This window comes from Mycobacterium asiaticum, assembly GCF_001668675.1.
GTDB lineage: Bacteria > Actinomycetota > Actinomycetes > Mycobacteriales > Mycobacteriaceae > Mycobacterium > Mycobacterium asiaticum_D.
The window spans coordinates 1-26,475 of record NZ_LZKQ01000186.1 but is presented as its reverse complement, the minus strand read 5'-3'; the positions used below and the strand labels follow the sequence as shown (position 1 = coordinate 26,475).

The 26,475-nt window shown below is 65.5% G+C and carries 27 protein-coding genes and 1 tRNA gene; 23 read left to right on the top strand and 5 right to left on the bottom strand.

Features of this window, described 5'->3' with window-relative positions; translation table 11 throughout:
• Nucleotides 1–14: 14 nt before the first annotated feature.
• The gene (locus A9X01_RS15660) at nt 15–239 is read left to right on the top strand and encodes a hypothetical protein (RefSeq protein WP_065121619.1); all 225 of its coding nucleotides are present in this window, start codon (nt 15–17) and stop codon (nt 237–239) included.
• On the opposite strand, the gene A9X01_RS15655 is transcribed toward A9X01_RS15660, so the two are convergent.
• The 4 genes from A9X01_RS15655 to A9X01_RS15645 form a co-directional block, all read right to left on the bottom strand.
• Nucleotides 226–1,047, bottom strand: coding sequence for a hypothetical protein (locus A9X01_RS15655; RefSeq protein WP_128107515.1), 822 nt, complete (start codon nt 1,045–1,047; stop codon nt 226–228). The two genes, A9X01_RS15660 and A9X01_RS15655, sit on opposite strands and share 14 nt — an antisense overlap.
• Nucleotides 1,044–1,667 carry a hypothetical protein gene (locus A9X01_RS15650; protein WP_155772111.1) on the bottom strand — a complete coding sequence of 208 codons (624 nt, stop codon included), beginning with the start codon at nt 1,665–1,667 and terminating at the stop codon, nt 1,044–1,046. The genes A9X01_RS15655 and A9X01_RS15650 overlap by 4 nt, the downstream gene beginning before the upstream one ends.
• A gap of 86 nt (nt 1,668–1,753) precedes the next feature.
• Nucleotides 1,754–1,963, bottom strand: a complete 210-nt coding sequence (locus tag A9X01_RS29195; protein WP_081282411.1) for a helix-turn-helix domain-containing protein — start codon at nt 1,961–1,963, stop codon at nt 1,754–1,756.
• A 287-nt stretch (nt 1,964–2,250) separates the two neighbouring features.
• Nucleotides 2,251–2,323 (bottom strand) — tRNA-Arg (locus tag A9X01_RS15645).
• Nucleotides 2,324–2,447: 124 nt separating this feature from the next.
• Here A9X01_RS15645 and argS point away from each other — a divergent pair.
• The 21 genes from argS (at nt 2,448) to A9X01_RS15540 (ending at nt 24,311) form a co-directional block, all read left to right on the top strand.
• Nucleotides 2,448–4,100: an arginine--tRNA ligase gene (gene argS, locus A9X01_RS15640; RefSeq protein ID WP_065121616.1), complete on the top strand. Its 1,653-nt coding sequence runs from the start codon at nt 2,448–2,450 to the stop codon at nt 4,098–4,100.
• A gap of 83 nt (nt 4,101–4,183) precedes the next feature.
• Nucleotides 4,184–5,515, top strand: a complete 1,332-nt coding sequence (gene lysA / locus A9X01_RS15635; protein WP_253849149.1) for a diaminopimelate decarboxylase — start codon at nt 4,184–4,186, stop codon at nt 5,513–5,515.
• Nucleotides 5,516–5,518: 3 nt separating this feature from the next.
• Nucleotides 5,519–6,844, top strand: a complete 1,326-nt coding sequence (locus A9X01_RS15630; protein ID WP_065121614.1) for a homoserine dehydrogenase — start codon at nt 5,519–5,521, stop codon at nt 6,842–6,844.
• Nucleotides 6,841–7,923: a threonine synthase gene (gene thrC, locus A9X01_RS15625; RefSeq protein WP_065038506.1), complete on the top strand. Its 1,083-nt coding sequence runs from the start codon at nt 6,841–6,843 to the stop codon at nt 7,921–7,923. The genes A9X01_RS15630 and thrC overlap by 4 nt, the downstream gene beginning before the upstream one ends.
• Nucleotides 7,923–8,876 (top strand): homoserine kinase, encoded by a 954-nt coding sequence (thrB, locus tag A9X01_RS15620; protein WP_065121613.1) that lies wholly within the window; start codon nt 7,923–7,925, stop codon nt 8,874–8,876. Before thrC ends, thrB begins: the two co-directional genes overlap by 1 nt.
• A gap of 260 nt (nt 8,877–9,136) precedes the next feature.
• The gene (gene rho / locus A9X01_RS15615) at nt 9,137–11,059 is read left to right on the top strand and encodes a transcription termination factor Rho (RefSeq protein WP_065121612.1); all 1,923 of its coding nucleotides are present in this window, start codon (nt 9,137–9,139) and stop codon (nt 11,057–11,059) included.
• Nucleotides 11,060–11,146: 87 nt separating this feature from the next.
• Entirely contained in the window at nt 11,147–11,380 is a 234-nt protein-coding gene (rpmE, locus tag A9X01_RS15610; protein WP_065038508.1) for a 50S ribosomal protein L31, read from the top strand.
• A gap of 91 nt (nt 11,381–11,471) precedes the next feature.
• Entirely contained in the window at nt 11,472–12,548 is a 1,077-nt protein-coding gene (prfA, locus tag A9X01_RS15605) for a peptide chain release factor 1 (RefSeq protein WP_065121611.1), read from the top strand.
• Between the two features lie 287 nt (nt 12,549–12,835).
• Nucleotides 12,836–13,687 carry a peptide chain release factor N(5)-glutamine methyltransferase gene (gene prmC / locus A9X01_RS15600; RefSeq protein ID WP_436405272.1) on the top strand — a complete coding sequence of 284 codons (852 nt, stop codon included), beginning with the start codon at nt 12,836–12,838 and terminating at the stop codon, nt 13,685–13,687.
• Nucleotides 13,680–14,333 (top strand): L-threonylcarbamoyladenylate synthase, encoded by a 654-nt coding sequence (locus A9X01_RS15595; RefSeq protein WP_065121609.1) that lies wholly within the window; start codon nt 13,680–13,682, stop codon nt 14,331–14,333. Before prmC ends, A9X01_RS15595 begins: the two co-directional genes overlap by 8 nt.
• A 128-nt stretch (nt 14,334–14,461) precedes the next feature.
• Nucleotides 14,462–15,652, top strand: a complete 1,191-nt coding sequence (gene rfe, locus A9X01_RS15590; protein WP_065038512.1) for a UDP-N-acetylglucosamine--decaprenyl-phosphate N-acetylglucosaminephosphotransferase — start codon at nt 14,462–14,464, stop codon at nt 15,650–15,652.
• A gap of 228 nt (nt 15,653–15,880) precedes the next feature.
• Nucleotides 15,881–16,375, top strand: a complete 495-nt coding sequence (locus A9X01_RS15585; protein ID WP_065121608.1) for an ATP synthase subunit I — start codon at nt 15,881–15,883, stop codon at nt 16,373–16,375.
• Nucleotides 16,368–17,123 (top strand): F0F1 ATP synthase subunit A, encoded by a 756-nt coding sequence (gene atpB / locus A9X01_RS15580; RefSeq protein WP_065121607.1) that lies wholly within the window; start codon nt 16,368–16,370, stop codon nt 17,121–17,123. The genes A9X01_RS15585 and atpB overlap by 8 nt, the downstream gene beginning before the upstream one ends.
• Nucleotides 17,124–17,169: 46 nt before the next feature.
• Nucleotides 17,170–17,415: a F0F1 ATP synthase subunit C gene (locus A9X01_RS15575; RefSeq protein WP_003406686.1), complete on the top strand. Its 246-nt coding sequence runs from the start codon at nt 17,170–17,172 to the stop codon at nt 17,413–17,415.
• Between the two features lie 9 nt (nt 17,416–17,424).
• Nucleotides 17,425–17,943 carry a F0F1 ATP synthase subunit B gene (locus A9X01_RS15570; protein WP_065121606.1) on the top strand — a complete coding sequence of 173 codons (519 nt, stop codon included), beginning with the start codon at nt 17,425–17,427 and terminating at the stop codon, nt 17,941–17,943.
• 8 nt (nt 17,944–17,951) lie between these two features.
• On the top strand, nt 17,952–19,295 hold the full coding sequence (locus A9X01_RS15565; protein WP_065121605.1) for a F0F1 ATP synthase subunit B/delta: 1,344 nt from the start codon (nt 17,952–17,954) through the stop codon (nt 19,293–19,295).
• Nucleotides 19,296–19,376: 81 nt separating this feature from the next.
• Nucleotides 19,377–21,044, top strand: coding sequence for a F0F1 ATP synthase subunit alpha (atpA, locus tag A9X01_RS15560; RefSeq protein ID WP_065121604.1), 1,668 nt, complete (start codon nt 19,377–19,379; stop codon nt 21,042–21,044).
• Nucleotides 21,045–21,050: 6 nt separating this feature from the next.
• Complete coding sequence (locus A9X01_RS15555) at nt 21,051–21,968, top strand: F0F1 ATP synthase subunit gamma (protein ID WP_065121603.1); 918 nt, start codon at nt 21,051–21,053, stop codon at nt 21,966–21,968.
• 26 nt (nt 21,969–21,994) lie between these two features.
• Nucleotides 21,995–23,449, top strand: coding sequence for a F0F1 ATP synthase subunit beta (atpD, locus tag A9X01_RS15550; protein WP_065038517.1), 1,455 nt, complete (start codon nt 21,995–21,997; stop codon nt 23,447–23,449).
• A gap of 34 nt (nt 23,450–23,483) precedes the next feature.
• The gene (locus A9X01_RS15545) at nt 23,484–23,849 is read left to right on the top strand and encodes a F0F1 ATP synthase subunit epsilon (protein ID WP_065121602.1); all 366 of its coding nucleotides are present in this window, start codon (nt 23,484–23,486) and stop codon (nt 23,847–23,849) included.
• 9 nt (nt 23,850–23,858) lie between these two features.
• Nucleotides 23,859–24,311 (top strand): DUF2550 domain-containing protein, encoded by a 453-nt coding sequence (locus A9X01_RS15540; RefSeq protein ID WP_065121601.1) that lies wholly within the window; start codon nt 23,859–23,861, stop codon nt 24,309–24,311.
• 82 nt (nt 24,312–24,393) lie between these two features.
• Here the strand turns inward: A9X01_RS15540 and A9X01_RS15535 are convergent, their stop codons facing one another.
• Nucleotides 24,394–24,981 (bottom strand): cob(I)yrinic acid a,c-diamide adenosyltransferase, encoded by a 588-nt coding sequence (locus tag A9X01_RS15535; protein ID WP_065121642.1) that lies wholly within the window; start codon nt 24,979–24,981, stop codon nt 24,394–24,396.
• 82 nt (nt 24,982–25,063) lie between these two features.
• Between A9X01_RS15535 and murA the strand changes: the two genes are divergently transcribed.
• Nucleotides 25,064–26,317: a UDP-N-acetylglucosamine 1-carboxyvinyltransferase gene (gene murA / locus A9X01_RS15530; RefSeq protein ID WP_065038520.1), complete on the top strand. Its 1,254-nt coding sequence runs from the start codon at nt 25,064–25,066 to the stop codon at nt 26,315–26,317.
• Nucleotides 26,318–26,475 lie beyond the last annotated feature (158 nt).

Genomic DNA, 26,475 nt, shown 5'->3' with positions numbered 1-26,475 from the left:
CTAACGTCGGCACCATGACGACGAACACAGCGACTCAGCCGGTCATGGCACACGGAATTACGCCCGGTGCGCAGTTGCTCGATACCGACGAACACGGCACCGAAACAACGTGGCGGGTGCACAGCGTCTCTCGGCATCCGCACCACTTGGATCGTGTGCTGCTCTGGGCCGAGGACGGAACCGGTCGGGTAGTCGACGCACACATTAGCGATTGGGTGCGCCGCGTCATCGAGAACTAACGCCACGCGGTAACGCTCGCTGCGGTCGGTGCAAGCGTGCGTGACCGGCAGCGCCCATGTTGTTGATGCGAGCCGCACGGATCACGGCTTCATCGAGCGTCAGAAGTTCGTCAGGTGGCGGGTCGGTCGCTCCGAACGGGCTCAGCGTGTCGGCTAACGGATCGTAAAGCGGTGGACGCTCGCCTGACTGCGCTTCGTCGCCGTCTGGTGAGTTAGATCGACCGTTGCCGTAACCCGGCGCTACGGGCGAATCGCAGTCCGTTTGGTCTGGTTCTACGTCGATCACTTCGGCGTCCATCGGTTGCGTTGGGTCGGTGACCGGCAACGCTTTCGGTGGATCGTCGGGAATGCCTTGGGAGCGGCGCCATTCGGCGCGGCTGCCGCCAACAAGGCTCGCGCTGTCCAACATGCGTTCGTACGGCTTGGCCGTGACTTCAACATCGACAGCGGTTCTCGCCGAGACTCCGGCACGGTCCAAGGCGTCTTTGATCGCGTTGATTCGAACGTGTTCGGGCACGTTGCCGTCGGTTGCCATCTTGAGCAATTCGCGGGCCATCCGGTCAGCGGCTTCCTCAAGACGCTTGCGCGCTGCGCGCTTGGCCTGGGGAGCACGACCACCGTGAGAGCCACAGACCCGTTGGCCGTCCATCGCAGCTTTCCCGCAGCGTTGGCCGGTGCGCGAGCTGTGCGCGGTGCAACGCTGTGTCGTCGGACTTGCCACGGTGGCCCACCAGTCTTCGGACCATTTCGCGGGAACCTTCGCTGTTTTTGTGGCTGTCGTGTGGGGCGTCGTCGCTTCGGTCGTCATGTTGAAATCAATTCGCGGTCGTTGTGTCCGTTGCGGTTGGCGCGGTCTCGCCGCGATTGCTCCGCGTTGGCGGCTTTGCAGCGGTCACACTTGCAGCCGTATTGATAGCCGGTGACTGTGCCGTGTCGTGGATCGTCGGGGTTGTCGTCTAGTTCTCGTTTGCGCCTCTCGGCGCGGTGCTTTCTAGCTTCGTTGGCTTCGGTGCGTCCGGGACTAGCGAGCCGATCCGCATGCTCTTGGGTGTCGGCTAAGACGCGACCGATCAACCCGTGCCAGTTACTTGCGGCGATCAACTCGGGTTGATTGCGCAGAAGCCACGCCGTGCATTGCAGTAGGTCGCTTTCTGTGGGTATTTTTCGCGCTGAGATTCGAAAATCATTCGGCTTGGCGTCGGCATCGCAGTCGGGATGCAAGATCTTCCAGTAAACGCGCAGAGTAGCGGGGCTAATTGCTTCCTGATCGCCGACCGCAATTGCACTCCGCGCCACGGCCTCGCGATTAAGCTTGATGTATCCATCGCTTCTAACCCGTTTGTCGCACTCATCGCAGCGTAATGCCAGCGCATTAGGACCGGTCGGAATACGTGCTCCCATAGCTCTCAATTCTCCCAGATATTGCATTTCCGCGCCGCGAACAACACGCGTCGTCTACCCGCTCCCTAGGGGGTTGCCCGTCGTTACTGCAGGCCAGAGTGCCGATATTGCGCTTACCGCCTGGCCTTGCCCTCCACGAAACGATCAAGCTCGGCACGGTCGAATTTAAGTAACTTCGGTCCCATCCGATGAACTTTTAGGCGTCCATCTGCAATGTAATTACGAACCGTGTTGACTGATACGCCGAGATATTCGGCGGCTTGCGACGTGGAAAGCCAACGGGGCGTGTGTGTGGAAACTGTGGCGGAATCGAGACGCGACAAGAGACACCTTCTCAGAAGAATTCGACTGCAATTCAGGTGCGTTTATACTGAGCCGCCATCAGTGTCTATGTCTGTCGCCAACCGGGGTTGGCACCTATCAATATACCGGTATGTTAGTGCCAAATGCCCCATGCGCTATTCACGTGGTGGCAAGCGCGCGGAGGCTCAGTGGGCGCGGACAAGCTGCGCGAGCCCAGCAAACGAGCGGAGCAGGCACGCATCAGACGCGGATCAGACAAATTCGCGAGAGGTTCGCTAAAACCACCTCTGAGCTGCGGTGATATGGGTGCCCCCGGCAGGATTCGAACCTGCGGCCTTCTGCTCCGGAGGCAGACGCTCTATCCCCTGAGCTACGGGGGCGCACTCACTACTCGTTGCGCCATGGGGCTTGAACAGCCCCGCCAGACTAACGCATCCGGGTGATCATCCGACCACCGGTAATGGATTCGGGGCGCGAGGCCCTCAGCCAATAGGATGGACGCTCGTGACCCCCGCCGACCTCGCCGAGCTGCTCAAAATCACCGCCTCCGCGGTGCTGGCCGAGCATGACCTCGACGTGTCCGCGTTGCCTCAGACGGTCACCGTAGAACGCCCGCGCAACCCCGAGCACGGCGATTACGCCTCCAACCTGGCCCTGCAGCTGGGCAAAAAGGTCGGCGCCAACCCCCGTGAGCTGGCCGGATGGCTGGCCGAGGCGTTGACGAAGGCCGACGGCATCGCCAGTGCCGAGGTGGCCGGACCGGGCTTCATCAACATGCGGCTGGAGACTTCCGCCCAAGCCAAGATCGTCAACGACGTCATCGACGCCGGCGACGGCTTCGGTCATTCCCAGCTGCTGGCGGGCCACCACGTCAACCTGGAGTTCGTCTCCGCCAACCCCACCGGTCCCATCCACATCGGCGGCACCCGCTGGGCCGCCGTCGGTGACGCACTCGGCCGGCTCCTGACCACGCAGGGCGCCGACGTGGTCCGGGAGTACTACTTCAACGACCACGGCGCACAGATCGACCGCTTCGCCGACTCCCTGGTTGCCGCGGCCAAGGGTGAGCCCGCACCGGAGGACGGGTATGCGGGCACCTACATCAGCGATATCGCCGCGCAGGTGTTGCAGAAATCACCCGACGCGCTGAGCCTGCCGCCCGCCGAAATGCGCGAGACCTTCCGCGAGATCGGCGTCGACCTGATGTTTGCTCACATCAAGGAGTCGCTGCACGAATTCGGCACCGATTTCGACGTCTACACCCACGAAGACTCGATGCACACCAGCGGCCGCGTCGACGAGGCCATCGCGAAACTGCGTGAGACCGGCAACATCTACGAGAAGGACGGCGCAACATGGTTGCGCAGCAGCGCCTTTGGCGACGACAAAGACCGCGTCGTGATCAAGAGCGACGGCAAGCCGGCCTACGTCGCGGGTGACCTGGCCTACTACCTGGACAAGCGGGCCCGCGGATTCGACCTGTGCATCTACATGCTCGGCGCCGACCACCACGGGTACATCGCACGGCTCAAGGCTGCGGCGGCAGCGTTCGGTGAAGACCCGGCCACTGTCGAGGTACTGATCGGCCAGATGGTCAACCTGGTCCGCGACGGCCAGCCGGTCCGGATGAGCAAGCGGGCCGGCACTGTGATCACCCTCGACGACCTGGTCGAGGCCATCGGCGTGGACGCCGCCCGCTATAGCCTGATCCGCTCCTCGGTGGACACCCCGATCGACATCGACCTGGCGCTGTGGTCCTCGGCGTCCAACGAAAACCCGGTCTACTACGTGCAATACGCGCACGCCCGGCTCTCGGCGCTGGCCCGCAACGCCGCCGAACTCGGCCTGATTCCCGACACCGGCCACCTCGAGCTGCTCAGCCACGACAAAGAGGGCACGCTGCTGCGCACCATCGGCGAGTTCCCCCGGGTGCTCAAAACCGCGGCGGCCCTGCGCGAACCGCACCGGGTATGCCGTTACCTCGAAGACCTCGCCGGCGACTACCACCGGTTCTACGACTCGTGTCGGGTGCTCCCGCAAGGCGATGAGCAGCCCACCGACCTACACATCGCACGGCTGGCGCTGTGCCAGGCGACCCGCCAGGTCATTGCCAACGGATTGGCCATCCTCGGAGTCACCGCCCCGGAGCGAATGTGAACGTCCATCCCGCCGGACCTCGCCACGCCGAGGACGCCCGGCACGTCAGCGGACCGCCCCGCCCGCAGTCAGCCGAGGAGCTACTGCGGTTGGCGCCGAATGTCTGGCCGCGCAACACCGTTCGTGACGAGGCCGGGGTTGCGGAAATCGCCGGTGTGAAGCTCACCGACCTGGCCGCCGAGTACGGGACGCCGCTGTTCGTCATCGACGAGGACGATTTCCGCTCGCGCTGCCAGGAGACGGCCGCCGCGTTCGGCGGCGGCGTCCACGTGCACTACGCGGCGAAAGCCTTCCTGTGCAGCGAGATCGCCCGGTGGATCGAGCAGGAAGGTCTCTCACTAGACGTCTGCACCGGCGGCGAGCTGGCGGTCGCGCTGCACGCGAACTTCCCGCCCGAGCGAATCACGTTGCACGGCAACAACAAATCGGTGGCCGAGCTCACCGCAGCCGTGAAAGCCGGTGTTGGGCATGTCGTTGTGGACTCCATGCTCGAGATCGAGCGGCTAGACGCCATCGCGGCCGAGGCCGGCATCGTCCAGGACGTCCTGGTACGTCTGACGGTCGGCGTGGAGGCTCACACCCACGAGTTCATCTCGACCGCCCACGAAGACCAGAAGTTCGGGTTATCGGTGGCCAGCGGCGCGGCGATGGCCGCGGTGCGTCAGGTGTTCGCCGCCGACCACCTGCGGCTGGTCGGTCTGCACAGCCACATCGGTTCGCAGATCTTCGACGTCGCGGGATTCGAGATCGCCGCGCACCGGGTCATCGGGCTGCTGGGCCAGATCGTCGAAGAATTCGGCGTCGACAAGACCGCGCAAGTTTCCACCGTCGATCTCGGTGGGGGACTGGGCATCTCGTATCTGGCGGCCGACGATCCGCCACCGATCGCCGAGCTGGCGGCCAAGCTGAGCGCCATCGTCAGCAACGAATCGGCCGCCGCCGGGCTCCCGACGCCGAAGCTGGTGGTCGAACCCGGCCGCGCCATCGCCGGGCCGGGCACCATCACGCTGTACGAAGTCGGCACCGTCAAGGACGTCGACGTGAGTGCCAGCGCGCACCGGCGCTACGTCAGCGTCGACGGCGGCATGAGCGACAACATCCGCACCGCGCTGTACGACGCCCAGTACGACGCGCGGCTGGTGTCGCGCGTGAGTGATGCGCCGGCCACCCAGGCCCGCCTCGTCGGGAAGCATTGCGAGACCGGCGACATCATCGTGCGCGACACTTGGGTGCCCGACGACATTCGGCCCGGCGATCTGATTGCGGTGGCCGCCACCGGCGCCTACTGCTATTCGCTGTCGAGCCGCTACAACATGATCTGCCGTCCCGCCGTGGTAGCGGTGCACGGCGGTAAATCCCGCTTGATCCTGCGTCGCGAGACCGTCGACGATCTGCTGAGTTTGGAGGTGAGGTGACCCGTGGCCGGTGACGAAAAGGCCGTTGGTGTAGCGGTACTCGGGTTGGGTGTAGTCGGTAGCGAAGTCGTGCGCATCATCAACGAGAGCGCCGACGACCTGGCGGGGCGCATCGGCGCCCCGCTGAAGCTGCGCGGCATCGGAGTGCGCCGCGTCGCGGCGGACCGCGGCGTGCCGGTGGAACTGCTGACCGACGACATCGACGAACTCGTCTCGCGGGACGACGTCGACATCGTCGTCGAGGTCATGGGTCCGGTCGAGCCCGCCCGCAAAGCCATCCTGTCCGCTCTCAAGCACGGCAAGTCCGTCGTCACCGCGAACAAGGCGTTGATGTCCATCGCCAGCGGGGAATTGGCCGCAGCCGCAGAAAGCGAAGCCGTCGACCTGTATTTCGAAGCCGCGGTGGCCGGTGCCATCCCGGTCATCCGCCCGCTCACCCAGTCACTGGCCGGCGACACGGTGCTGCGGGTCGCAGGCATCGTCAACGGCACCACCAACTACATCCTGTCCGAAATGGGCAGCACCGGCGCCGATTACGACACCGCCCTGGCCGACGCGAGCGCGCTGGGCTACGCCGAAGCCGACCCGACCGCCGACGTGGAAGGGTATGACGCGGCGGCCAAGGCGGCGATCCTGGCGTCCATCGCCTTCCACACCCGGGTCACCGCCGACGACGTATACCGCGAGGGCATCACCAAGATCACCCCTGAGGACTTCGAGTCCGCCAAGTCGCTGGGATGCACCATCAAGCTGCTGTCCATCTGCGAACGCATCACCACAGACGAAGGCCAACAACGGGTTTCAGCCCGCGTCTACCCGGCCCTGGTGCCGTTGTCGCATCCGCTCGCCTCGGTCAACGGCGCTTTCAACGCGGTTGTGGTCGAGGCCGCGGCGGCCGGCCGGCTGATGTTCTACGGCCAGGGCGCGGGTGGCGCGCCCACCGCGTCAGCGGTGACCGGCGACCTGGTGATGGCTGCGCGCAACCGGGTGCTGGGCAGCCGGGGCCCCCGCGAATCGAAGTACGCCCAACTGCCCATCGCGCCAATGGGTTTCATCGCGACCCGCTACTACGTCAGCATGAACGTCGCCGACAAGCCCGGCGTGTTGTCCGCGGTGGCAGCCGAATTCGGCAAACGCGAGGTGAGCATCGCCGAGGTCCGCCAGGAAGGCGTGGTGGACCAGGGCGGCCAACGCGTGGGCGCCCGAATCGTCGTGGTCACCCACCAGGCAACCGACGCTGCGCTGTCGGAAACCGTTGACGCGCTGGCTGACCTGGACGTCGTGCAGGGCGTGGAAAGCGTGCTGCGACTGGAAGGAACCGACCTATGAGCGCCCCGCGAACGGCCGTGCACCAACCCTGGCTGGGTCTGATCGCGGCATACCGGGACCGGCTGCCGGTGGGCGACGACTGGACGCCGGTCACCTTGTTCGAGGGTGGGACGCCGTTGATCCCGGCGCCGCGGCTGTCCGAGCTGACCGGTTGCACCATCCATCTCAAGGTCGAGGGCCTCAACCCCACCGGCTCCTTCAAGGACCGGGGCATGACCATGGCCGTCACCGACGCACTGGCCCGCGGCCAGCAGGCGGTGCTGTGCGCGTCCACCGGGAACACCTCGGCGTCGGCCGCGGCCTACGCCGCCCGGGCCGGGATCACCTGCGCTGTGCTGATTCCGCAGGGCAAGATCGCGATGGGCAAGTTGGCGCAGGCGGTCATGCACGGCGCCAAGATCATCCAGATCGACGGCAATTTCGATGACTGCCTGGAACTGGCCCGCAAGATGACCAACGACTTCCCGACGATCTCGCTGGTGAACTCGGTCAACCCGGTGCGCATCGAAGGCCAGAAGACGGCAGCCTTCGAGATCGTCGACGCGCTCGGCACCGCGCCCGACGTGCACGCGCTGCCCGTCGGCAACGCCGGCAACATCACCGCCTACTGGAAGGGCTACACCGAGTACCACCGCGACGGGCTGATCGACAAGCTGCCCCGCATGCTCGGCACGCAGGCGGCCGGCGCCGCGCCCCTGGTACACGGGGAACCGGTGTCTAACCCCGAAACCATCGCCACCGCGATCCGCATCGGCGCCCCGGCCTCGTGGACCGCGGCGGTCGAGGCTCAGCAGCAGTCCAACGGGCGTTTCCTGGCCGCCACCGATGAGGAGATCCTCAAGGCCTACCACCTGGTCGCCAGCGCCGAAGGGGTGTTCGTCGAACCCGCGTCGGCGGCCAGCATCGCGGGCCTGCTCAAGTCGATCGACGACGGTTGGGTGCAGCGAGGCTCGACCGTGGTCTGCACGGTTACCGGTAACGGCCTCAAAGATCCCGACACGGCGCTCAAGGACATGCCCAAGGTGTCCCCGTTGCCGGTCGACCCGGTCCTGGTCGTCGAGCAGCTGGGCCTGGAATAGTGGTCGACGCCGCGACGGTCCTGCCCGCGGGCCTGGTGGCGAGTGCCGTGGTGTCGGCGTCCAGCGCCAACCTCGGCCCGGGATTCGACAGCCTCGGGTTGGCGTTGAGCCTGTGCGACGAGATCGTCGTGGAGACAACGGGTTCCGGCTTGGTGGTGATCGTCGAGGGGGAGGGCGCCGGCCAGGTGCCGCTCGGTCCGGACCACCTGGTGGTGCGCGCCATCCAACGTGGGCTGGACGCGGTGGGCCTGCACGCTGCCGGGCTGGTGGTCCGGTGCCGCAACGACGTTCCGCACTCCCGGGGCCTGGGTTCCTCGGCGGCGGCGGTGGTGAGCGGTCTGGCGGCGGTCAACGGCCTTGCCGTGCAGACGGATTCGAAGCCGCTCAGCGATACCCAGCTGATCCAGCTGGCCTCGGAGTTCGAAGGACATCCCGACAACGCCGCGGCCGCCGTGCTCGGGGGAGCGGTGGTCACCTGGGTCGACCAGCGCGACGGCCGGCCCGATTACGCCGCGGTCTCACTGCCCCTACATCGAGACATCCATTTGTTCGCTGCGATCCCGCAAGAGCGATCCCTGACCGCCGAGACGCGGGTCCTGTTGCCCGCCCATGTCAGCCACGAGGACGCCCGGTTCAATGTCAGCCGCGTCGCGTTGCTGGTCGTCGCGCTCACCCAGCGACCGGACCTGCTGATGGCCGCCACCGAAGACGTGCTGCATCAGCCGCAACGTGCACCGGCGATGCCGTCTTCTGCGGAATATTTGGGGCTGCTGCGGCGTCTCAATGTTGCGACGGCGCTGTCCGGGGCTGGTCCTTCGCTGATCGTGTTGAGTACCGAGCCGGAACTGCCCGTCGAAGCGGTGGAATACGGAACCGCGAACGGATTCACCATCAGGAAGATGACGGCCGGCGACGGAGTTCGCTGGAAGCCGGGAGTGACAGTCTCGGGTTGATCCACAGCCTGCCGGTGGGTTGCTTGCTTCCCGCCAGGAAGCGGGTTATCCTCGGACCCGTCCAGCAATTGCAGCATCTGCATCTGCATCCATACTGCGTTGACGCTAGGACAAACACCAATTCTTCTCGGACTTCGTCGCAGATCCTGGCGACCATCGTTTCAGAGTCGATTATTGGGCGCACTCGGCGAATCGCCTGGTTGCCTGTCCAATGCAGAAATCCCCGATTGATGTGATCAGCGGGGCAAGAAAGGAAATCCGTGACTGATACGGACCTCATCACGGCTGGCGAAAGCACCGATTCCGAAAATCTGTCGGGCGCCGTGACCACACCTACTTCCGATGTCCCGGAGGCGAAATCCAACGCGCCGACGGGCTCACTGGCCACCATGGTGCTGCCCGAACTGCGCGCCCTGGCCAACCAAGCCGGCGTCAAGGGCACGTCCGGAATGCGGAAGAACGAGCTTATTGCCGCGATCCAGGAGATTCGCGGACAGACCAACGGCAAGCCGTCCGGTGACGCTCCGGCCACCGAGACCGTGAAGGCCGACACGCCGGCGCAGAACGAGCCGTCGGCAACCGAGGCTCCCCCCCAGGAGTCAAAGGCACCGCAGTCCGCTGCCGAGTCCACCCCGGAATCTCCGGCGCAGGACACGCAGGACAGCGCGCCCAACGAGCCGCGTCGCCGCGAACGGCGGAGCGCCAACCGGCAGGCCGGTGCGGCCGAGCAGGGCAAGGGTGAGAGCTCCGAGGGCGCCGGCAAGCCCGACAAGTCTGACAAGCCCGATGAGCAGCAACGAGGCGACCGGGAGCGCCGCAACGAGCGCGACGCCAAGACCGAAGAGCGCTCGTCCGACTCGGGTAACGAGCAGGGCGGTGACCAGCAGGGCGGCGGGCAGCAGCGCGGCGGCTCGAACCAGCAGGACGACGACGGTGAGGGCCGCGGTGGCCGGCGCGGACGGCGATTCCGCGACCGCCGGCGCCGTGGTGAACGGACCGGCGAGGGCGGCGGTGAAGCCGAACTACGCGAGGACGACGTCGTCCAACCGGTGGCCGGCATCCTCGATGTGCTGGACAACTACGCCTTCGTGCGCACGTCCGGCTATCTGGCCGGCCCGCACGACGTCTACGTGTCGATGAACATGGTGCGCAAGAACGGCCTGCGCCGCGGTGACGCCGTGACCGGCGCCGTTCGGGTGCCCAAGGACGGCGAACAGCCCAACCAGCGCCAGAAGTTCAACCCGCTGGTCCGCCTGGACAGCGTCAACGGCGGACCGGTCGAAGACGCCAAGAAGCGCCCCGACTTCCAGAAGCTGACGCCGCTGTACCCCAACCAGCGCTTGCGGCTGGAGACCACGCCCGACCGGCTGACCACCCGGGTCATCGACCTGATCATGCCGATCGGTAAAGGTCAGCGTGCGCTGATCGTGTCGCCGCCCAAGGCCGGTAAGACCACGATCCTGCAGGACATCGCGAACGCGATCACCCGTAACAACCCGGAATGCCACCTCATGGTCGTGCTCGTGGACGAGCGCCCGGAAGAGGTGACCGACATGCAGCGTTCGGTCAAGGGTGAGGTCATCGCCTCCACCTTCGACCGCCCGCCGTCCGATCACACCCAGGCAGCCGAGCTGGCCATCGAGCGCGCCAAGCGGCTCGTGGAGCAAGGCAAGGACGTTGTGGTGCTGCTGGACTCGATCACCCGACTGGGCCGCGCCTACAACAACGCGTCACCCGCGTCGGGCCGGATCCTTTCCGGTGGTGTCGATTCCACCGCGCTGTACCCGCCCAAGCGCTTCCTGGGCGCCGCGCGCAACATCGAGGAAGGCGGGTCGCTGACCATCATCGCCACCGCGATGGTCGAGACCGGATCCACCGGTGACACGGTGATCTTCGAGGAGTTCAAGGGCACCGGTAACGCCGAGCTCAAGCTGGACCGCAAGATCTCCGAGCGACGGGTGTTCCCGGCCGTCGACGTCAACCCCTCGGGTACCCGCAAGGACGAACTGTTGCTCTCGCCCGACGAGTTCGGCATCGTGCACAAGCTGCGCCGCGTGCTGTCGGGTCTGGACTCGCACCAGGCCATCGACCTGCTGATGTCGCAGCTGCGCAAGACGAAGACGAACTACGAGTTCCTGGTGCAGGTGTCCAAGACGACACCGGGCAGCATGGACAACGATTAGTCCCCAGGAATACCAGCGCGCCTCCCGCTGTTTTGGGAGACAGTAGTTGACCTGGCATAATGGGCGCTCGACGACGAAGAGGACAGCATGAAAACTGACATTCATCCCGCCTACGAGGAGACCACCGTGGTCTGCGGTTGCGGGAACTCGTTCCAGACCCGCAGCACCAAGCCGGGCGGACGGATTGTGGCCGAGGTCTGCTCGCAGTGCCACCCCTTCTACACCGGCAAGCAGAAGATCCTCGACAGTGGCGGCCGCGTGGCCCGCTTCGAGAAGCGCTACGGCAAGCGCAAGACCGCAGCGGACGCCGCGGACAAGTAGCTGGCTTTCCGACGCCCGAACTGTGCATCATCCGCACAGGCCGGGCGTCGGTTCGCGTTTGGGGTAAGAGCTTCGCAGTGGGAGGTGAGACATGACGCAGCCGGTGCAGACGATTGACGTCCTGCTCGCCGAGCATGCGGAGCTCGAACGCGCCCTGGCCGATCCCGAACTGCACAGCAGGCCCGACGAAGCCCGCAAAGCGGGGCGTCGATTCGCCCGGCTGGCCCCGATCGTCGCCACCCACCGCAAACTGGTGTCGGCGCGCGAAGACCTGGAGACTGCGCGTGAGCTGGCCGTCGATGACGACTCGTTCGCCGAGGAGGTCACCGAGCTCGAGGCCCGGGTCGCCGAGCTGGACACCCAGCTCACCGACATGCTGGCCCCGCGCGACCCGCACGACCCCGACGACATCCTGCTGGAAGTGAAATCCGGCGAGGGTGGCGAGGAGTCGGCGTTGTTCGCCGCCGATCTGGCCCGGATGTACATCCGCTATGCCGAGCGGCACGGCTGGACGGTGACGGTGCTGGGTGAGACCACTTCGGACCTGGGCGGCTACAAGGACGCGACGCTGGCCATTGCGAGTAAAGGCGACTCGGCCGACGGGGTCTGGTCGCGGATGAAATTCGAGGGCGGTGTGCACCGCGTGCAACGCGTGCCGGTCACGGAATCCCAAGGGCGCGTGCATACTTCGGCTGCCGGTGTGCTGGTTTACCCGGAGCCCGAAGAGGTGGGCGAGGTGCAGATCGACGAATCGGATCTGCGCATCGACGTCTACCGCTCGTCGGGCAAGGGTGGCCAGGGTGTGAACACCACCGACTCCGCGGTGCGAATCACCCACCTGCCCACCGGGATCGTGGTCACCTGCCAGAACGAGCGGTCGCAGCTGCAGAACAAGACCCGCGCGTTGCAGGTGCTGGCTGCGCGTCTGCAGGTGCTGGCCGAGGAGCAGGCCCTCGCCGACGCCTCGGCCGACCGCGCCAGCCAGATCCGCACGGTGGACCGCAGCGAACGCATCCGGACCTACAACTTCCCGGAGAACCGGATCACCGATCACCGGATCGGCTTCAAGTCGCACAACCTCGACCAGGTGCTCGACGGCGATCTGGATGCCCTCTTCGATGCGCTGAGCGAGGCGGACAAACAATCTCGGCTGCAACAGGCGACATGACGTCCCTGCGGAGCGGGACAGAGGACGTCCCTGCGACGATGCAGAGCGAAGCGATGAGGAGGAGCGGGACAATAGAGGACGTCCCTGCGACGATGCAGAGCGAAGCGATGAGGAGGAGCGGGACAATAGAGGACGTCCCTGCGACGATGCAGAGCGAAGCGATGAGGAGGAGCGGGACAATAGAGGACGTCCCTGCGACGATGCAGAGCGAAGCGATGAGGAGGAGCGGGACAATAGAGGACGTCCCTGCGACGATGCAGAGCGAAGCGATGAGGAGGAGCGGGACAATCCAGGACCGCCTGCGACGGGCGATCGACTCCGCTGCGGCGCAACTGGCCGAAGCCGGTATCGACTCCGCGCGCGTCGACGCCGAACAATTGGCCGCCCACCTGGCCGGCACCGACCGCGGCCGGCTGTCCCTGCTCGAGCCGCCGCCCGAGCATTTCTTCGACCGCTTCCGCGATGCCGTCGCCGCACGCTCGCAACGGGTGCCCCTGCAGCATCTGATCGGGACCGTCGCGTTCGGCCCGCTGTTGTTGCACGTCGGGCCTGGGGTGTTCATACCGCGTCCGGAGACCGAGTCCTTACTGGAATGGGCTGTCGCGCAACGCCTTCCTTCGCAGCCGTGCATCGTGGACCTCTGTACCGGGTCGGGTGCGCTGGCGATCGCGTTGGCCCGGCACTGGCCGGGCGCTCGGGTAATCGGCGTCGATGTTTCCGAGGAAGCCCTTGACTATGCGCGCCGTAATGCCGCGGGAACAGCTGTCGAACTGGTCCGGGCCGACGTGTGTTCACCAGGCCTGCTCGCGGAACTCGACGGCGGGGTCGACATGGTCGTCGCCAATCCGCCCTACGTGCCCGACGGCACCGACGTGGAACCCGAAGTGGCGCAACATGATCCGCCGCGCGCGGTGTTCGGCGGCCCGGACGGGATGGCCGTGATACCCAGCGTGGTGAAGCTGGCCGAACGCCTGCTGCGACCCGGCGGGTTGTTCGCCGTCGAGCACGACGACAGCACATCGGGATCGACCGTGAAAGCCGTCGCGCAGACCGGGGCTTTCGACGACGTCGTGGCGCGCAACGACCTGGCCGGACGGCCCCGATTCGTGACGGCCCAGAGGAGCGGCGCTCGTGTCTGACATCTTCGATTGCGCCGACCCCGACCAGCGAGCCCGCGGGATCGCCGCCGCGGTCGGTGCCCTCAAAGCCGGCCGGCTGGTCGTCATGCCGACCGACACGGTCTACGGCCTCGGAGCCGACGCATTCGACAGCACCGCGGTGGACGCGTTACTTGCGGCCAAGGGCCGCGGCCGCGACATGCCCGTGGGCGTGCTCGTCGGCTCGTGGCACACCATCGAGGGGCTGGTGTACGGCATGCCCGACGGTGCACGCGACCTGGTCCGCGCCTTCTGGCCCGGGGCGCTGAGCCTGGTGGTCACCCAAGCACCCTCGCTGCGTTGGGATCTCGGCGACGCGCACGGCACGGTGATGCTGCGGATGCCGCTGCACCCGGTCGCGATCGAATTGTTGCGCGAGGTCGGACCCATGGCGGTGTCCAGCGCCAATGTCTCGGGCCAGCCGGCCGCCGTCGACGCCCAGGAGGCGCACAAGCAACTCGGCGATCTCGTCGACGTCTACCTCGACGGCGGGCCCGCCGCCCAGCAAGCCGCTTCGACCATCGTCGACCTCAGCGGCAACACACCCCGCATCCTGCGTGAGGGGCCGGTGAGCGTCGCCCGCGTCGCCGAGGTGCTCGGCGTGGACGCGGCCAGCCTCGTCGAGTAGCGCGCGTTGCGCCGACCGTGGGGGTTGTGTACCTCCGCGCGGCGGATCGCGTACATAAGGCGCACGCTCGACGGGAGAGCCCCAAAGCCGCCCAGAGCACGCTCAGCTCGGTGAAGTAGGGTCTCGAGGTGTCCAGCGATCCAACCAGCCTTGCCGGTGGTTTGCTCGCCCTCTCGGATCGCAGCGCCGGCGTCCCGCTGCGGGAGCTTGCCCTGGTCGGCTTGACCGCGGCGATCATCACCTACTTCGCTACCGGCCCGGTGCGCGTACTGGCCACCCGCCTGGGTGCCGTCGCCTATCCCCGGGAACGCGACGTGCACGTCACCCCCACCCCGCGGATGGGCGGGCTGGCGATGTTCCTGGGCGTCGTCTCCGCCGTCTTCCTGGCCTCCCAGTTGCCGGCCCTGACGCGCGGGTTCGTCTATTCCACCGGGATGCCCGCGGTTTTGGTCGCCGGTGCGGTGATCATGGGCATCGGCCTGATCGACGACCGGTGGGGACTGGACGCCCTGACCAAGTTCGCCGGGCAGATCACCGCCGCCAGCGTGCTGGTCACCATGGGTGTCGCCTGGAGCGTGCTGTACATCCCGGTCGGCGGGGTCGGCACCATCGTGCTGGACCAGGCCTCTTCGATCCTGCTCACCCTCGCGCTGACCGTCTCGATCGTCAACGCGATGAACTTCGTCGACGGCCTCGACGGGCTGGCCGCCGGACTGGGCCTGATCACGGCCCTGGCGATCTGCATGTTCTCGGTCGGCCTGCTGCGCGACCACGGCGGCGACGTGCTGTATTACCCGCCGGCGGTGATCTCGGTGGTCTTGGCAGGGGCCTGCCTGGGCTTCCTGCCGCACAACTTCCACCGGGCCAGGATCTTCATGGGCGATTCCGGGTCGATGCTGGTCGGGCTGATGCTTGCGGCGGCATCAACGACTGCCGCGGGCCCGATCTCCCAGAACGCCTACGGCGCCCGGGACGTGTTTGCTCTGCTGTCACCGTTCTTGCTGGTGGTGGCCGTCATGTTCGTCCCGATGCTCGACCTGCTGTTGGCGATCGTGCGCCGCACCCGCGCCGGTCGCAGCGCATTCAGCCCCGACAAGATGCATCTGCACCACCGGCTGCTCCAGATTGGGCATTCCCACCGCCGCGTCGTGCTGCTGATCTACCTGTGGGTGGGCATCGTGGCCTTCGGCGCGGCGAGCACCATCTTTTTCGACCCGCGCCACACCGCCGCGGTGATGTTGGGCGCGATCGTCGTCGCGGGTGTCGCCACCGCGATCCCGCTGCTACGCCGTCGCGACGAAGACTACGACGACGAGTAGTAGATCCGCGTCTGGTGTGGTACGGTCCTGGTAGAGCCCCGAATTAAACCTCGCGGGTTGCCGGCCCCCCGGCCCGTCGGATGCATATCCAGTCGCGCCGAATTACGACCGACACAGGGAGCTACCCCTTGGGTGATTCCAGCGCGAACCCTTGCGATACGCTCGGCGGGCCACAGATCAGACAGTGATGTGGTTCACGCATCCAGACCCCGGGATTGAGGTGCTGCAGTGACGACACCAGCGCAGGACGCGCCGTTGGTGTTTCCCGCTGTTGCGTTCCGCCCCGTTCGGCTGTTCGTCATCAGCATGGCGCTGACCGCCGTGGCGACGCTGATCGCCGCGTACGCCGGCCACCCAATGGTCGGAGCCTTCTTCGGCATTGGGTTGCTGCTGGGTTTGCTCAACGCGCTGCTGGTGCGGCGTTCGGTGGAGTCGATCACCTCGCGGGACCACCCGCTGAAGAGGTCGATGGCCATCAACTCGGCCTCGCGGGTCGCGATCATCACCATTTTGGCGCTGGTCATCGCTTTCATCTTCCGGCCTCAAGGCTTGGGTGTGCTCTTCGGTTTGGCGCTCTTTCAGGTGGTACTGGTGGCATCGACCGCCCTGCCGGTGTGGAAGAAGCTGCGGACCGGGGATCCCGACGGGCAGCTTGAGACGCCCGAGGGTGGGGTACTGACCGGATCAGACGGGACGGAAGGGAGAAGCGCCGGCGATGACTGAGTCGATCCTGGCCGAGGGCTCAATCGAGGTCGGCCACCACGAGACCGCCACGTGGTTCGGCTTGACGGTCAACACCGACACGATCCTGTCGACGGCGATCGCCGCGCTGATCGTGCTGGCGCTGGCGTTCTGGTTGCGCTCCAAGGTCACCTCGAGCGGTGTGCCGGGTGGGGTGCAGCTGTTCTTCGAGGCGATCACCATCCAGATGCGCAGTCAGGTGGAAGCCGCGATCGGAATGCGGATCGCGCCCTTCGTGCTGCCGCTCGCGGTGACCATCTTCGTGTTCATCCTGATCTCGAACTGGCTGTCGGTGCTGCCGGTGCAGTACAAGAACGAGGAGGGCAAGACAAGCGAGTTGCTCTCCTCGGCGGCCGCCGACATCAATTACGTTCTGGCGCTGGCCCTGTTCGTTTTCGTCTGCTACCACTCGGCGGGGATCTGGCGCCGCGGCATCATCGGGCACCCGGTCAAGGTGCTCAAGGGGCATGTGGCGATCCTGGCGCCGATCAACGTCGTCGAAGAACTGGCCAAGCCAATCTCGTTGTCGCTGCGACTCTTCGGCAATATCTTCGCCGGCGGCATCCTGGTCGCGCTGATCGCGATGTTCCCGCCCTACATCCTGTGGCTGCCCAACGCGATCTGGAAGTCCTTCGACCTGTTCGTCGGCGCCATCCAGGCCTTCATCTTTGCGCTGTTGACGATCCTGTACTTCAGCCAAGCCATGGAACTAGAAGAAGACCACCACTAAAAAAATCCTGGTAAACCGCTACCAGAGTTATCAAGGAGGATAAAAAATGGACCCCACAATCGCTGCCGGCGCCCTCATCGGCGGTGGACTGATCATGGCCGGTGGCGCCATCGGCGCCGGTATCGGTGACGGTGTCGCCGGTAACGCGCTGATCTCCGGCGTGGCCCGTCAGCCCGAGGCCCAGGGACGGCTGTTCACTCCGTTCTTCATCACCGTCGGTCTGGTTGAGGCTGCCTACTTCATCAACCTGGCGTTCATGGCGCTGTTCGTCTTTGCCACTCCCGTCAAGTAATTCGCTGAGATGGGTCCTAACGGGCAAGTGCGCACCGTTGCTTCGACGGTGAGGTTCTCGGCGGAGGGCGGCGGAAGCAACTTCCTCATCCCCAACGGCACGTTCTTCTTCGTGCTGGCCATCTTCCTGATCGTGCTCGGCGTCATCAGCAAATTCGTCGTGCCGTCGATCCTGAAGGTGTTGCGGGAGCGCGAGGCGATGGTCGCCAAGACGCAAGCCGACAACAAGAAGTCGTCCGAGCAGTTTGCTGCCGCCGACGCCGACTACGAAGAAGCGATGAAGGAAGCCCGGCTCGAGGCGGGGTCCTACCGCGACAACGCCCGGATCGAGGGCCGCAAAACAGTCGAGGACGCCCGCGCTCGTGCCGAACAGCAGGTGGCGGAGTCACTGGCCCAGGCCAATGAGCAATTGAAGCGGGAGAGGGACGCCGTGGAGATGGATTTGCGGGCCAACGTGGGTGCCATGTCGGCGACGCTGGCCAGTCGGATCCTCGGAGTCGACGTCACCCCCTCAACAGCGACCAGGTAGCCAACCATATGTCGACATTTATCGGACAGCTGATCGGATTCGCGGCCATCGTGGCGCTGGTCTGGCGGTACGTCGTGCCGCCAGTGCGCAAACTGATGACCGACCGGCAGGAGATGGTGCGCCAGCAGTTGGAAGATTCGGACAAGGCCGCGCAACGCCTGACCGAGTCAACGACGGCGCACAGCAAGGCTGTGCAGGCCGCCAAGGAAGAGGCCGAGCAACTCGTCGAGGAGGCCAAGGCCGACTCCGAACGCATTGCCGAGCAGATGAAGGCGCAGGCCGATTCTGAGGCGGAACGCATCAAAGCCCAAGGCGTTCGCCAGACCGAACTGCTGCGCGCGCAACTGAGCCGCCAGCTCCGCTTGGAGTTGGGGCACGAATCCGTCCGCCAGGCCGGGGATTTGGTGCGCAGCTTCGTCGCGGACAAGGACCAGCAATCGGCCACCGTCGACCGGTTCCTCGACGAGCTCGACCAGATGGCACCGGAAGAGACCGACGTCGAGTATCCGGTCCTGGCCAAGATGCGCTCGTCCAGTCGCCTGGCGCTGAGCAACGTGGTGGAGCAGTTCGATTCCGCCGTCAGCGATCTGGACGACGACGGCCTCACATCGCTTGCGGACGAACTGGTCTCGGTGGCCAAGCTGCTGCACCGCGAAACGGTGGTCACCCGTTACCTCACTGTGCCGGCCGAGGATTCGGGACCTCGGGTCAAGTTGCTGGAGCGGCTGCTGGACGGCAAGGTCGCCGATTCCACACTCGGCGTGCTGCGGACGGCTGTCGCGGAGCGCTGGTCGGCAAACGCCGACCTGGTGGATGCGGTCGAGCATCTCTCGCGCCAGGCGTTGCTGGCGGTCGCCGAACGCAACAACAAGGTCGACGAGGTTGAAGACCAGTTGTTCCGGGTGTCGCGCATCATCGACGCGCAACCGCGGCTGGCCATCCTGCTGGGTGACCACACCACCCCGGCCGAAGGTCGGGTGGGCCTGCTCAACAAGGTCCTGGACAGTGCCGGCGGTGGTGTCGATCCGGTTGCGACCAAACTGCTTTCGCACACAATCGACCTGTTGCGCGGTCACCAGACCGCCGATGAGGCGCTGCAGCTCCTTGCTGAGGTTGCGGTCGCCCGTCGCGGTGAGGTCGTCGCTCAGGTCAGTGCCGCGGCCGACCTCAGCGACGCACAACGCACGCGTCTCACCGAAGTGCTCAGCCGCATCTACGGTCATCCGGTCACAGTCCAGTTGCAGACCGACGAGGAACTGCTCGGTGGCCTGCTGATCGCTGTGGGTGACGAGATTATCGACGGAACGCTCAAGTCGCGGTTGGCGGCAGCCGAGGCCCAACTACCCGATTAACGAGTACCCCCAGCTGATCAACGAAGCCCGACACAACCCGAACCAGTCAGCACCAACCCCGAAGTAGGAAGACGAAAAGCCATGGCCGAGTTGACAATCTCCGCTAATGACATCCAGAGCGCAATTGAAGAGTACGTAGAGTCCTTTACCTCGGAGACCTCTCGGGAAGAGGTCGGCACCGTCGTCGACGCCGGGGACGGCATCGCGCACGTCGAGGGTCTGCCGTCGGTTATGACCCAGGAGTTGCTCGAGTTCACCGGCGGTGTTCTCGGCGTCGCCCTGAACCTCGACGAGCACAGCATCGGTGCGGTCATCCTGGGTGACTTCGAGCAGCTCGAAGAGGGCCAGCAGGTCAAGCGCACCGGTGAGGTGCTGTCGGTTCCGGTCGGCGACGGATACCTGGGCCGGGTCGTCGACCCGCTGGGTCACCCGATCGACGGCGGTGGCGACATCGAGACCGACACCCGGCGCGCGCTCGAGCTGCAGGCCCCGTCCGTGGTGCAGCGGCAGGGCGTGAAAGAGCCGCTGCAGACCGGCATCAAGGCCATCGACGCCATGACGCCGATCGGCCGCGGGCAGCGCCAGCTGATCATCGGCGACCGCAAGACCGGCAAGACCGCGGTCTGCGTCGACACCATCCTCAACCAGCGCAAGAACTGGGAAACCGGCGACGAGAAGCAGCAGGTGCGCTGCGTCTACGTGGCCATCGGCCAGAAGGGCACCACCATCGCCGCGGTGCGCCAGGCGCTCGAAGAGGGCGGCGCGATGGACTACACCACCATCGTCGCGGCCCCGGCATCGGACTCCGCCGGCTTCAAATGGCTTGCGCCCTACACGGGTTCGGCGATCGCCCAGCACTGGATGTACGAGGGCAAGCACGTCCTGATCGTGTTCGACGACCTGACCAAGCACGCCGACGCCTACCGCGCCATCTCGTTGTTGCTGCGCCGCCCGCCGGGCCGCGAGGCGTTCCCGGGTGACGTGTTCTACCTGCACTCGCGGCTGCTGGAGCGCTGCGCGAAGCTCTCGGATGACCTCGGCGGCGGCTCGCTGACCGGCCTGCCGGTGATCGAGACCAAGGCCAACGACATCTCGGCCTACATTCCGACCAACGTCATCTCGATCACCGACGGCCAGTGCTTCCTGGAGTCCGACCTGTTCAACCAGGGTGTGCGGCCGGCCATCAACGTCGGTTCCTCGGTGTCCCGCGTCGGTGGCGCCGCGCAGATCAAGGCGATGAAGGAGGTGGCAGGCTCGCTGCGTCTGGACCTGTCGCAGTATCGCGAGCTGGAATCCTTCGCCGCCTTCGCCTCCGACCTCGACGACACCTCCAAGAAGCAGCTGGCCCGCGGCGAGCGCCTGGTCGAGCTGCTCAAGCAGCCGCAATTCCAGCCGATGCCCGTTGAGGAGCAGGTGGTTTCGATCTTCCTGGGTACCGGCGGTCACTTGGACTCGGTGCCGGTCGAGGACATCAAACGCTTCGAATCCGAGCTCCTGGACCACATGAAGGCGTCCGAAGAGGGGTTCCTCGAGCAGGTCCGCAAGAGCAAGAAGCTCGGCGAAGAGGACGAAGAGAAGCTGACCGACATCATCAACCACTTCAAGAAGGGCTTCTCGGCCAGCGATGGCGAGTCGGTGGTGCGCGACGAGCACGTCGAGCCCCTGGACGAGGACGAAGTCGGCAAGGAATCGGTTCAGGTCAAAAAGGAAAAGCCCAAGGACGAGCCGAAGAAGAAGGACAAGAAGTAGCTAACAATGGCTGCCACACTCCGCGAACTACGGTCGAGAATCCGCTCGGCGGGGTCGATCAAGAAGATCACCAAAGCTCAAGAGCTGATCGCGACTTCGCGCATCGGTAAAGCGCAGACGAGGCTGCAAGCCGCACGGCCGTACACCCTGCAGATCACCACCATGCTGTACACGTTGTCGGCCGAAGCCGCTCTGGATCACCCGTTGCTCGTCGAGCGGGAGAACCCTAAGCGGGCCGGTGTGCTGGTGCTGTCGTCCGACCGCGGTTTGTGCGGTGCGTACAACTCGAGCATCTTCCGGCGCTCCGAGGAGCTGTTCTCGTTACTGCGGGAAGAAGGCAAGCAGCCCGTCCTCTACACGGTGGGACGCAAAGCGCAGAACTACTTCTCGTTCCGCAATTGGGACATCGTCGAGTCGTGGACAGGTTTCTCCGAACAACCGCAGGTTGAGAACGCCGCCGAGATCAGCGCGGCGCTGGTGGATGCCTTCATGAAGGGCGAGGACGACGACGAAGGTAATCAAGACGACGTCCAGGGCGTCGACGAATTGCACATCGTCTACTCGGAATTCAAGTCGATGATGTCGCAGGCGGCGGTCGCCCACCGGATGGCTCCGCTGGTGGTGGAGTACGTCGAAGAAGACACCGGGCCGTCCACGCTGTACTCGTTCGAGCCGGACGCGACCAGCTTGTTCGACGCGCTGCTGCCGCGGTACATCACCACGCGGGTGTACGCGGCGCTACTGGAATCCGCCGCATCGGAGCTGGCTTCGCGTCAGCGCGCGATGAAGTCGGCCACCGACAACGCCGACGACCTCATCAAAGATCTGACGCTGCAAGCCAACCGCGAGCGCCAAGCCCAAATCACCCAAGAGATCAGCGAAATCGTCGGTGGCGCAAACGCGCTCGCTGACGCCGCCAAGTAGCCCCACGAGGAAGCGAAGTACACATCATGACTGCTACTGACGAGAAGACCGAGAACAAGTCGGGAAGTTCCGACACCAACGGCCGGGTGGTCCGGATCACCGGACCGGTCGTCGACGTCGAGTTTCCGCGGGGGTCCGTGCCGGAACTGTTCAACGCCCTCAATGCCGAGATCGATCACGAGTCGCTGAAGAAGACCCTCACGCTCGAGGTCGCGCAGCACCTCGGTGACAACCTGGTGCGCGCCATCTCGATGCAGCCCACCGACGGGCTGGTGCGCGGCGTCGAGGTCACCGACTCCGGTAAGTCGATCACGGTGCCGGTCGGTGAGAACGTCAAGGGCCACGTCTTCAACGCTTTGGGGCACTGCCTGGACGAGCCCGGCTACGGCGAGGACTTCGATCACTGGTCGATTCACCGCAAGCCGCCGTCCTTCGAGGAACTCGAGCCCCGGACCGAAATGCTCGAGACCGGCCTGAAGGTCGTCGACCTGTTGACGCCCTACGTGCGTGGCGGCAAGATCGCGCTGTTCGGTGGTGCCGGCGTGGGCAAGACGGTGTTGATCCAGGAGATGATCAACCGTATTGCCCGAAACTTCGGTGGTACTTCGGTTTTCGCCGGCGTCGGGGAGCGCACCCGTGAGGGCAACGACCTCTGGGTCGAGCTCCAGGAAGCCGACGTGCTGAAGGACACCGCGTTGGTGTTCGGTCAGATGGACGAGCCGCCCGGTACCCGTATGCGGGTGGCGTTGTCCGCGCTGACGATGGCTGAGTGGTTCCGCGACGAGGCCGGCCAGGACGTGCTGTTGTTCATCGACAACATCTTCCGTTTCACCCAGGCCGGCTCCGAGGTGTCGACTCTGCTCGGCCGGATGCCGTCGGCCGTGGGATACCAGCCCACCCTGGCTGACGAGATGGGCGAGTTGCAGGAGCGCATCACCTCGACCCGAGGCAAGTCGATTACGTCGATGCAGGCCGTCTACGTGCCGGCCGACGACTACACCGACCCGGCCCCGGCGACCACGTTCGCTCACCTGGACGCCACCACCGAACTGTCGCGTTCGGTGTTCTCCAAGGGCATCTTCCCGGCGGTGGACCCGCTGGCGTCGAGCTCGACCATCCTGGACCCCAGCGTTGTCGGCGACGAGCACTACCGCGTCGCCCAGGAAGTCATCCGAATCCTGCAGCGCTACAAGGACCTTCAGGACATCATCGCTATCCTCGGTGTGGACGAGCTGTCCGAAGAGGACAAGCAGCTCGTCAACCGCGCCCGCCGGATCGAGCGATTCCTGTCGCAGAACATGATGGCGGCCGAGCAGTTCACCGGACAGCCCGGTTCGACGGTGCCGGTCAAGGAGACCATCGAGGCGTTCGACAAGCTGACCAAGGGCGACTTCGACCACGTGCCCGAGCAGGCGTTCTTCCTGATCGGTGGACTCGACGACTTGGCCAAGAAGGCCGAGACCTTCGACGTCAAGCTGTGATTCGATCTGCGGCTGAGGCAAGAGGTGGTGTGACGTGGCGGAAATGAATGTGGCGATTGTCGCCGTCGACCGGGAGATCTGGTCGGGCGAAGCGACGTTTCTGTTCACCCGCACCACCGTCGGTGAGATCGGCATCCTGCCGCACCACATCCCGTTGGTGGCCCAATTGGTCGACGACGCGATGGTGCGGGTGGAGCGCGAGGGTGAGGACGATCTGCGCGTCGCCATCGACGGTGGGTTCATGTCGGTGACCGAGGACGGCGTCACGATCCTTGCGGAGACAGCCGAATTCGAGTCGGAGATCGACGAGAGCTCGGCACGGCAGGACTCGGAGTCCGACGACGAGAAGACCGCGGCTCGGGGGCGCGCGAGGTTGCGCGCCATCGGCGCGCTCGACTGATCGACGAAGATGAGCGCGCCCATGGTCGGCATGGTCGTGCTCGTTGCCCTTGTCGTTCTGTTGGGGTCCGCCGTCCTTGCGCTGAGCTACCGGCTGTGGAAACTGCGCCAAGGCGGAACGGCGGCCATCATGCGCGACATCCCCGCGGTAGGTGGGCATGGCTGGCGCCACGGCATGATCCGCTATCGCGGCGGTGAAGCCGCGTACTACCGACTGTCCAGCCTGCGCCTGTGGCCGGATCGGCGGCTGAGTCGGCGCGGGGTGGAAGTGGTCGGCCGGCGGGCGCCGCGCGGTGACGAATTCGACATCATGACCGAGGAGATCGTGGTGCTGGAATTGCGCGACACCACCCAGGATCGGCGTGAGGGTTACGAAATCGCATTGGACCGAGGGGCTTTGACCGCGTTCCAGTCATGGCTGGAGTCGCGGCCGTCGCCGCGCTCCCGCCGCCGCAGCGTGTAGCTGTAGAGGTTCCCGCGCGTTCCCGCGCGTTCTCTCGCGAGCAGACGCGAAAGCCCCTAAAAAGTGCCCTTTTCAGGCGCTTTCACGTCTGCTCGGCATCCTTGCCGCCGCCCGGGCGCCAGAGCACGTCTCCGTCCGGGTTGGCCACCCGGGACAGGATGAACAGCAGGTCCGACAAACGGTTCAGGTATTTCGCCGGCAGCACGCTCACCCCGTCCGCGTGCGCGTCGACGGCCGCCCACGCCGAGCGCTCCGCACGGCGGACCACGGTACGGGCCACGTGCAATAGTGCCGACAGCGGTGAACCACCGGGCAGCACAAAGGAATTCAGCGCCGGCAGGTTCTCGTTGTAGCTGTCGCACCAACGCTCGAGCCGGTCGATGTAGTCCTGGCTGATGCGTAGCGGGGGATATTTCGGGTTCTCCACCACCGGGGTCGACAGGTCAGCGCCGGCGTCGAACAGGTCGTTCTGGATCTGACGCAGCACGTCGGCGAGCGCCTCGTCGGGACCGCCCAGCGCGACGGCCACGCCGATGGCGGAATTGGCCTCGTCGCAGTCCGCGTAAGCCACCAGGCGGGCGTCGGTCTTGGCTACCCGTGAGAAATCGCTCAATCCCGTCGTCCCGTCGTCACCGGTCCGGGTATAGATGCGGGTCAGATGGACTGCCATGAGCAAAACCGTACCGGGGATCACCGCCCGCACGCGGCTGGGCTGACTGACAACCCGATACCGCTTCACTAGACTGACGCGGGTGGCGGAGCGATTCGTGGTGACTGGTGGCAACCGGTTGTCAGGCGAAGTCGCTGTTGGGGGCGCCAAGAACAGTGTGCTCAAGTTGATGGCCGCGACACTGCTGGCCGAGGGCACCAGCACCATCACCAACTGTCCCGACATTCTTGACGTGCCGCTGATGGCCGAGGTGCTGCGAGGTCTGGGTGCCACCGTCGAGCTCGACGGCGACGTCGCCCGCATCACCTCGCCCGACGAGCCCAAATACGACGCCGACTTCGCGGCGGTGCGCCAGTTCCGCGCCTCTGTGTGCGTGCTGGGTCCACTGGTCGGCCGGTGCAAGAAGGCCAGGGTCGCGCTGCCCGGCGGTGATGCGATCGGGTCGCGCCCGCTGGACATGCACCAGGCCGGCCTGCGGCAACTGGGTGCGCAGTGCAACATCGAACACGGCTGTGTGGTGGCCCAGGCAGATACGTTGCGCGGGGCGGAGATTCAGCTCGAATTCCCCTCAGTCGGCGCCACCGAGAACATCCTGATGGCCGCCGTGGTGGCCGAGGGTGTCACCACCATCCACAACGCCGCGCGCGAACCCGACGTGGTCGACCTGTGCACGATGCTGAACCAGATGGGCGCGCAGGTGGAAGGCGCCGGCTCGCCGACCATGACCATCACCGGGGTTCCGCGGCTGCATCCGACCGAGCACCGCGTCATCGGCGACCGGATCGTGGCCGCTACCTGGGGCATTGCCGCCGCCATGACCCGCGGCGACATCACCGTGACGGGAATAGACCCGTCCCACCTGCAGTTGGTACTGCACAAGTTGCACGATGCGGGCGCCACGGTCACCCAGACCGACAACAGCTTCCGGATCGCCCAGTACGAGCGGCCCAAAGCGGTGAATGTGGCCACGCTGCCGTTCCCCGGATTTCCCACCGATCTACAGCCAATGGCGATCGCACTGGCGTCCATTGCCGACGGAACCTCGATGATTACCGAGAACGTCTTCGAGGCGCGCTTCCGATTCGTCGAGGAAATGATCCGGCTGGGGGCGGATGCGCGCACCGACGGCCATCACGCCGTGGTGCGCGGTCTGCCGCAACTTTCGAGCGCGCCGGTGTGGTGTTCGGACATCCGTGCGGGCGCCGGCCTGGTGCTTGCGGGGCTCGTCGCGGACGGCGATACCGAGGTCCACGACGTGTTTCACATCGACCGTGGCTACCCGTTATTCGTTGAGAACCTGGGGATTTTGGGAGCTGAGATCGAACGGGTACAGTAGCGACCGACAGTTCAACGCCCACCAGGCGCGGTCACCTCTCCGGAGGAGATCGAAACCGGGGCTTGACTCTCCTGCCGGATCTGTATTAAGCTGGCAGGGTTGCCCCAAAACGGGCGAAAAACAAGCTAGAAGTGTTGTTTGAGAACTCAATAGTGTGT

Coding starts and splice junctions, on each gene's coding strand:
- A9X01_RS15565 (WP_065121605.1), top strand. CDS start 17,952: ATGTCGACATTTATCGGACAGCTGATCGGATTCGCGGCCATCGTGGCG.
- A9X01_RS15650 (WP_155772111.1), bottom strand. CDS start 1,667: ATGCAATATCTGGGAGAATTGAGAGCTATGGGAGCACGTATTCCGACC.
- atpA (WP_065121604.1), top strand. CDS start 19,377: ATGGCCGAGTTGACAATCTCCGCTAATGACATCCAGAGCGCAATTGAA.
- thrC (WP_065038506.1), top strand. CDS start 6,841: ATGAGCGCCCCGCGAACGGCCGTGCACCAACCCTGGCTGGGTCTGATC.
- A9X01_RS15575 (WP_003406686.1), top strand. CDS start 17,170: ATGGACCCCACAATCGCTGCCGGCGCCCTCATCGGCGGTGGACTGATC.
- atpD (WP_065038517.1), top strand. CDS start 21,995: ATGACTGCTACTGACGAGAAGACCGAGAACAAGTCGGGAAGTTCCGAC.
- A9X01_RS15555 (WP_065121603.1), top strand. CDS start 21,051: ATGGCTGCCACACTCCGCGAACTACGGTCGAGAATCCGCTCGGCGGGG.
- prfA (WP_065121611.1), top strand. CDS start 11,472: ATGACGCAGCCGGTGCAGACGATTGACGTCCTGCTCGCCGAGCATGCG.
- A9X01_RS15660 (WP_065121619.1), top strand. CDS start 15: ATGACGACGAACACAGCGACTCAGCCGGTCATGGCACACGGAATTACG.
- A9X01_RS15540 (WP_065121601.1), top strand. CDS start 23,859: ATGAGCGCGCCCATGGTCGGCATGGTCGTGCTCGTTGCCCTTGTCGTT.
- A9X01_RS15535 (WP_065121642.1), bottom strand. CDS start 24,981: ATGGCAGTCCATCTGACCCGCATCTATACCCGGACCGGTGACGACGGG.
- rpmE (WP_065038508.1), top strand. CDS start 11,147: ATGAAAACTGACATTCATCCCGCCTACGAGGAGACCACCGTGGTCTGC.
- A9X01_RS15655 (WP_128107515.1), bottom strand. CDS start 1,047: ATGACGACCGAAGCGACGACGCCCCACACGACAGCCACAAAAACAGCG.
- A9X01_RS15570 (WP_065121606.1), top strand. CDS start 17,425: ATGGGTCCTAACGGGCAAGTGCGCACCGTTGCTTCGACGGTGAGGTTC.
- atpB (WP_065121607.1), top strand. CDS start 16,368: ATGACTGAGTCGATCCTGGCCGAGGGCTCAATCGAGGTCGGCCACCAC.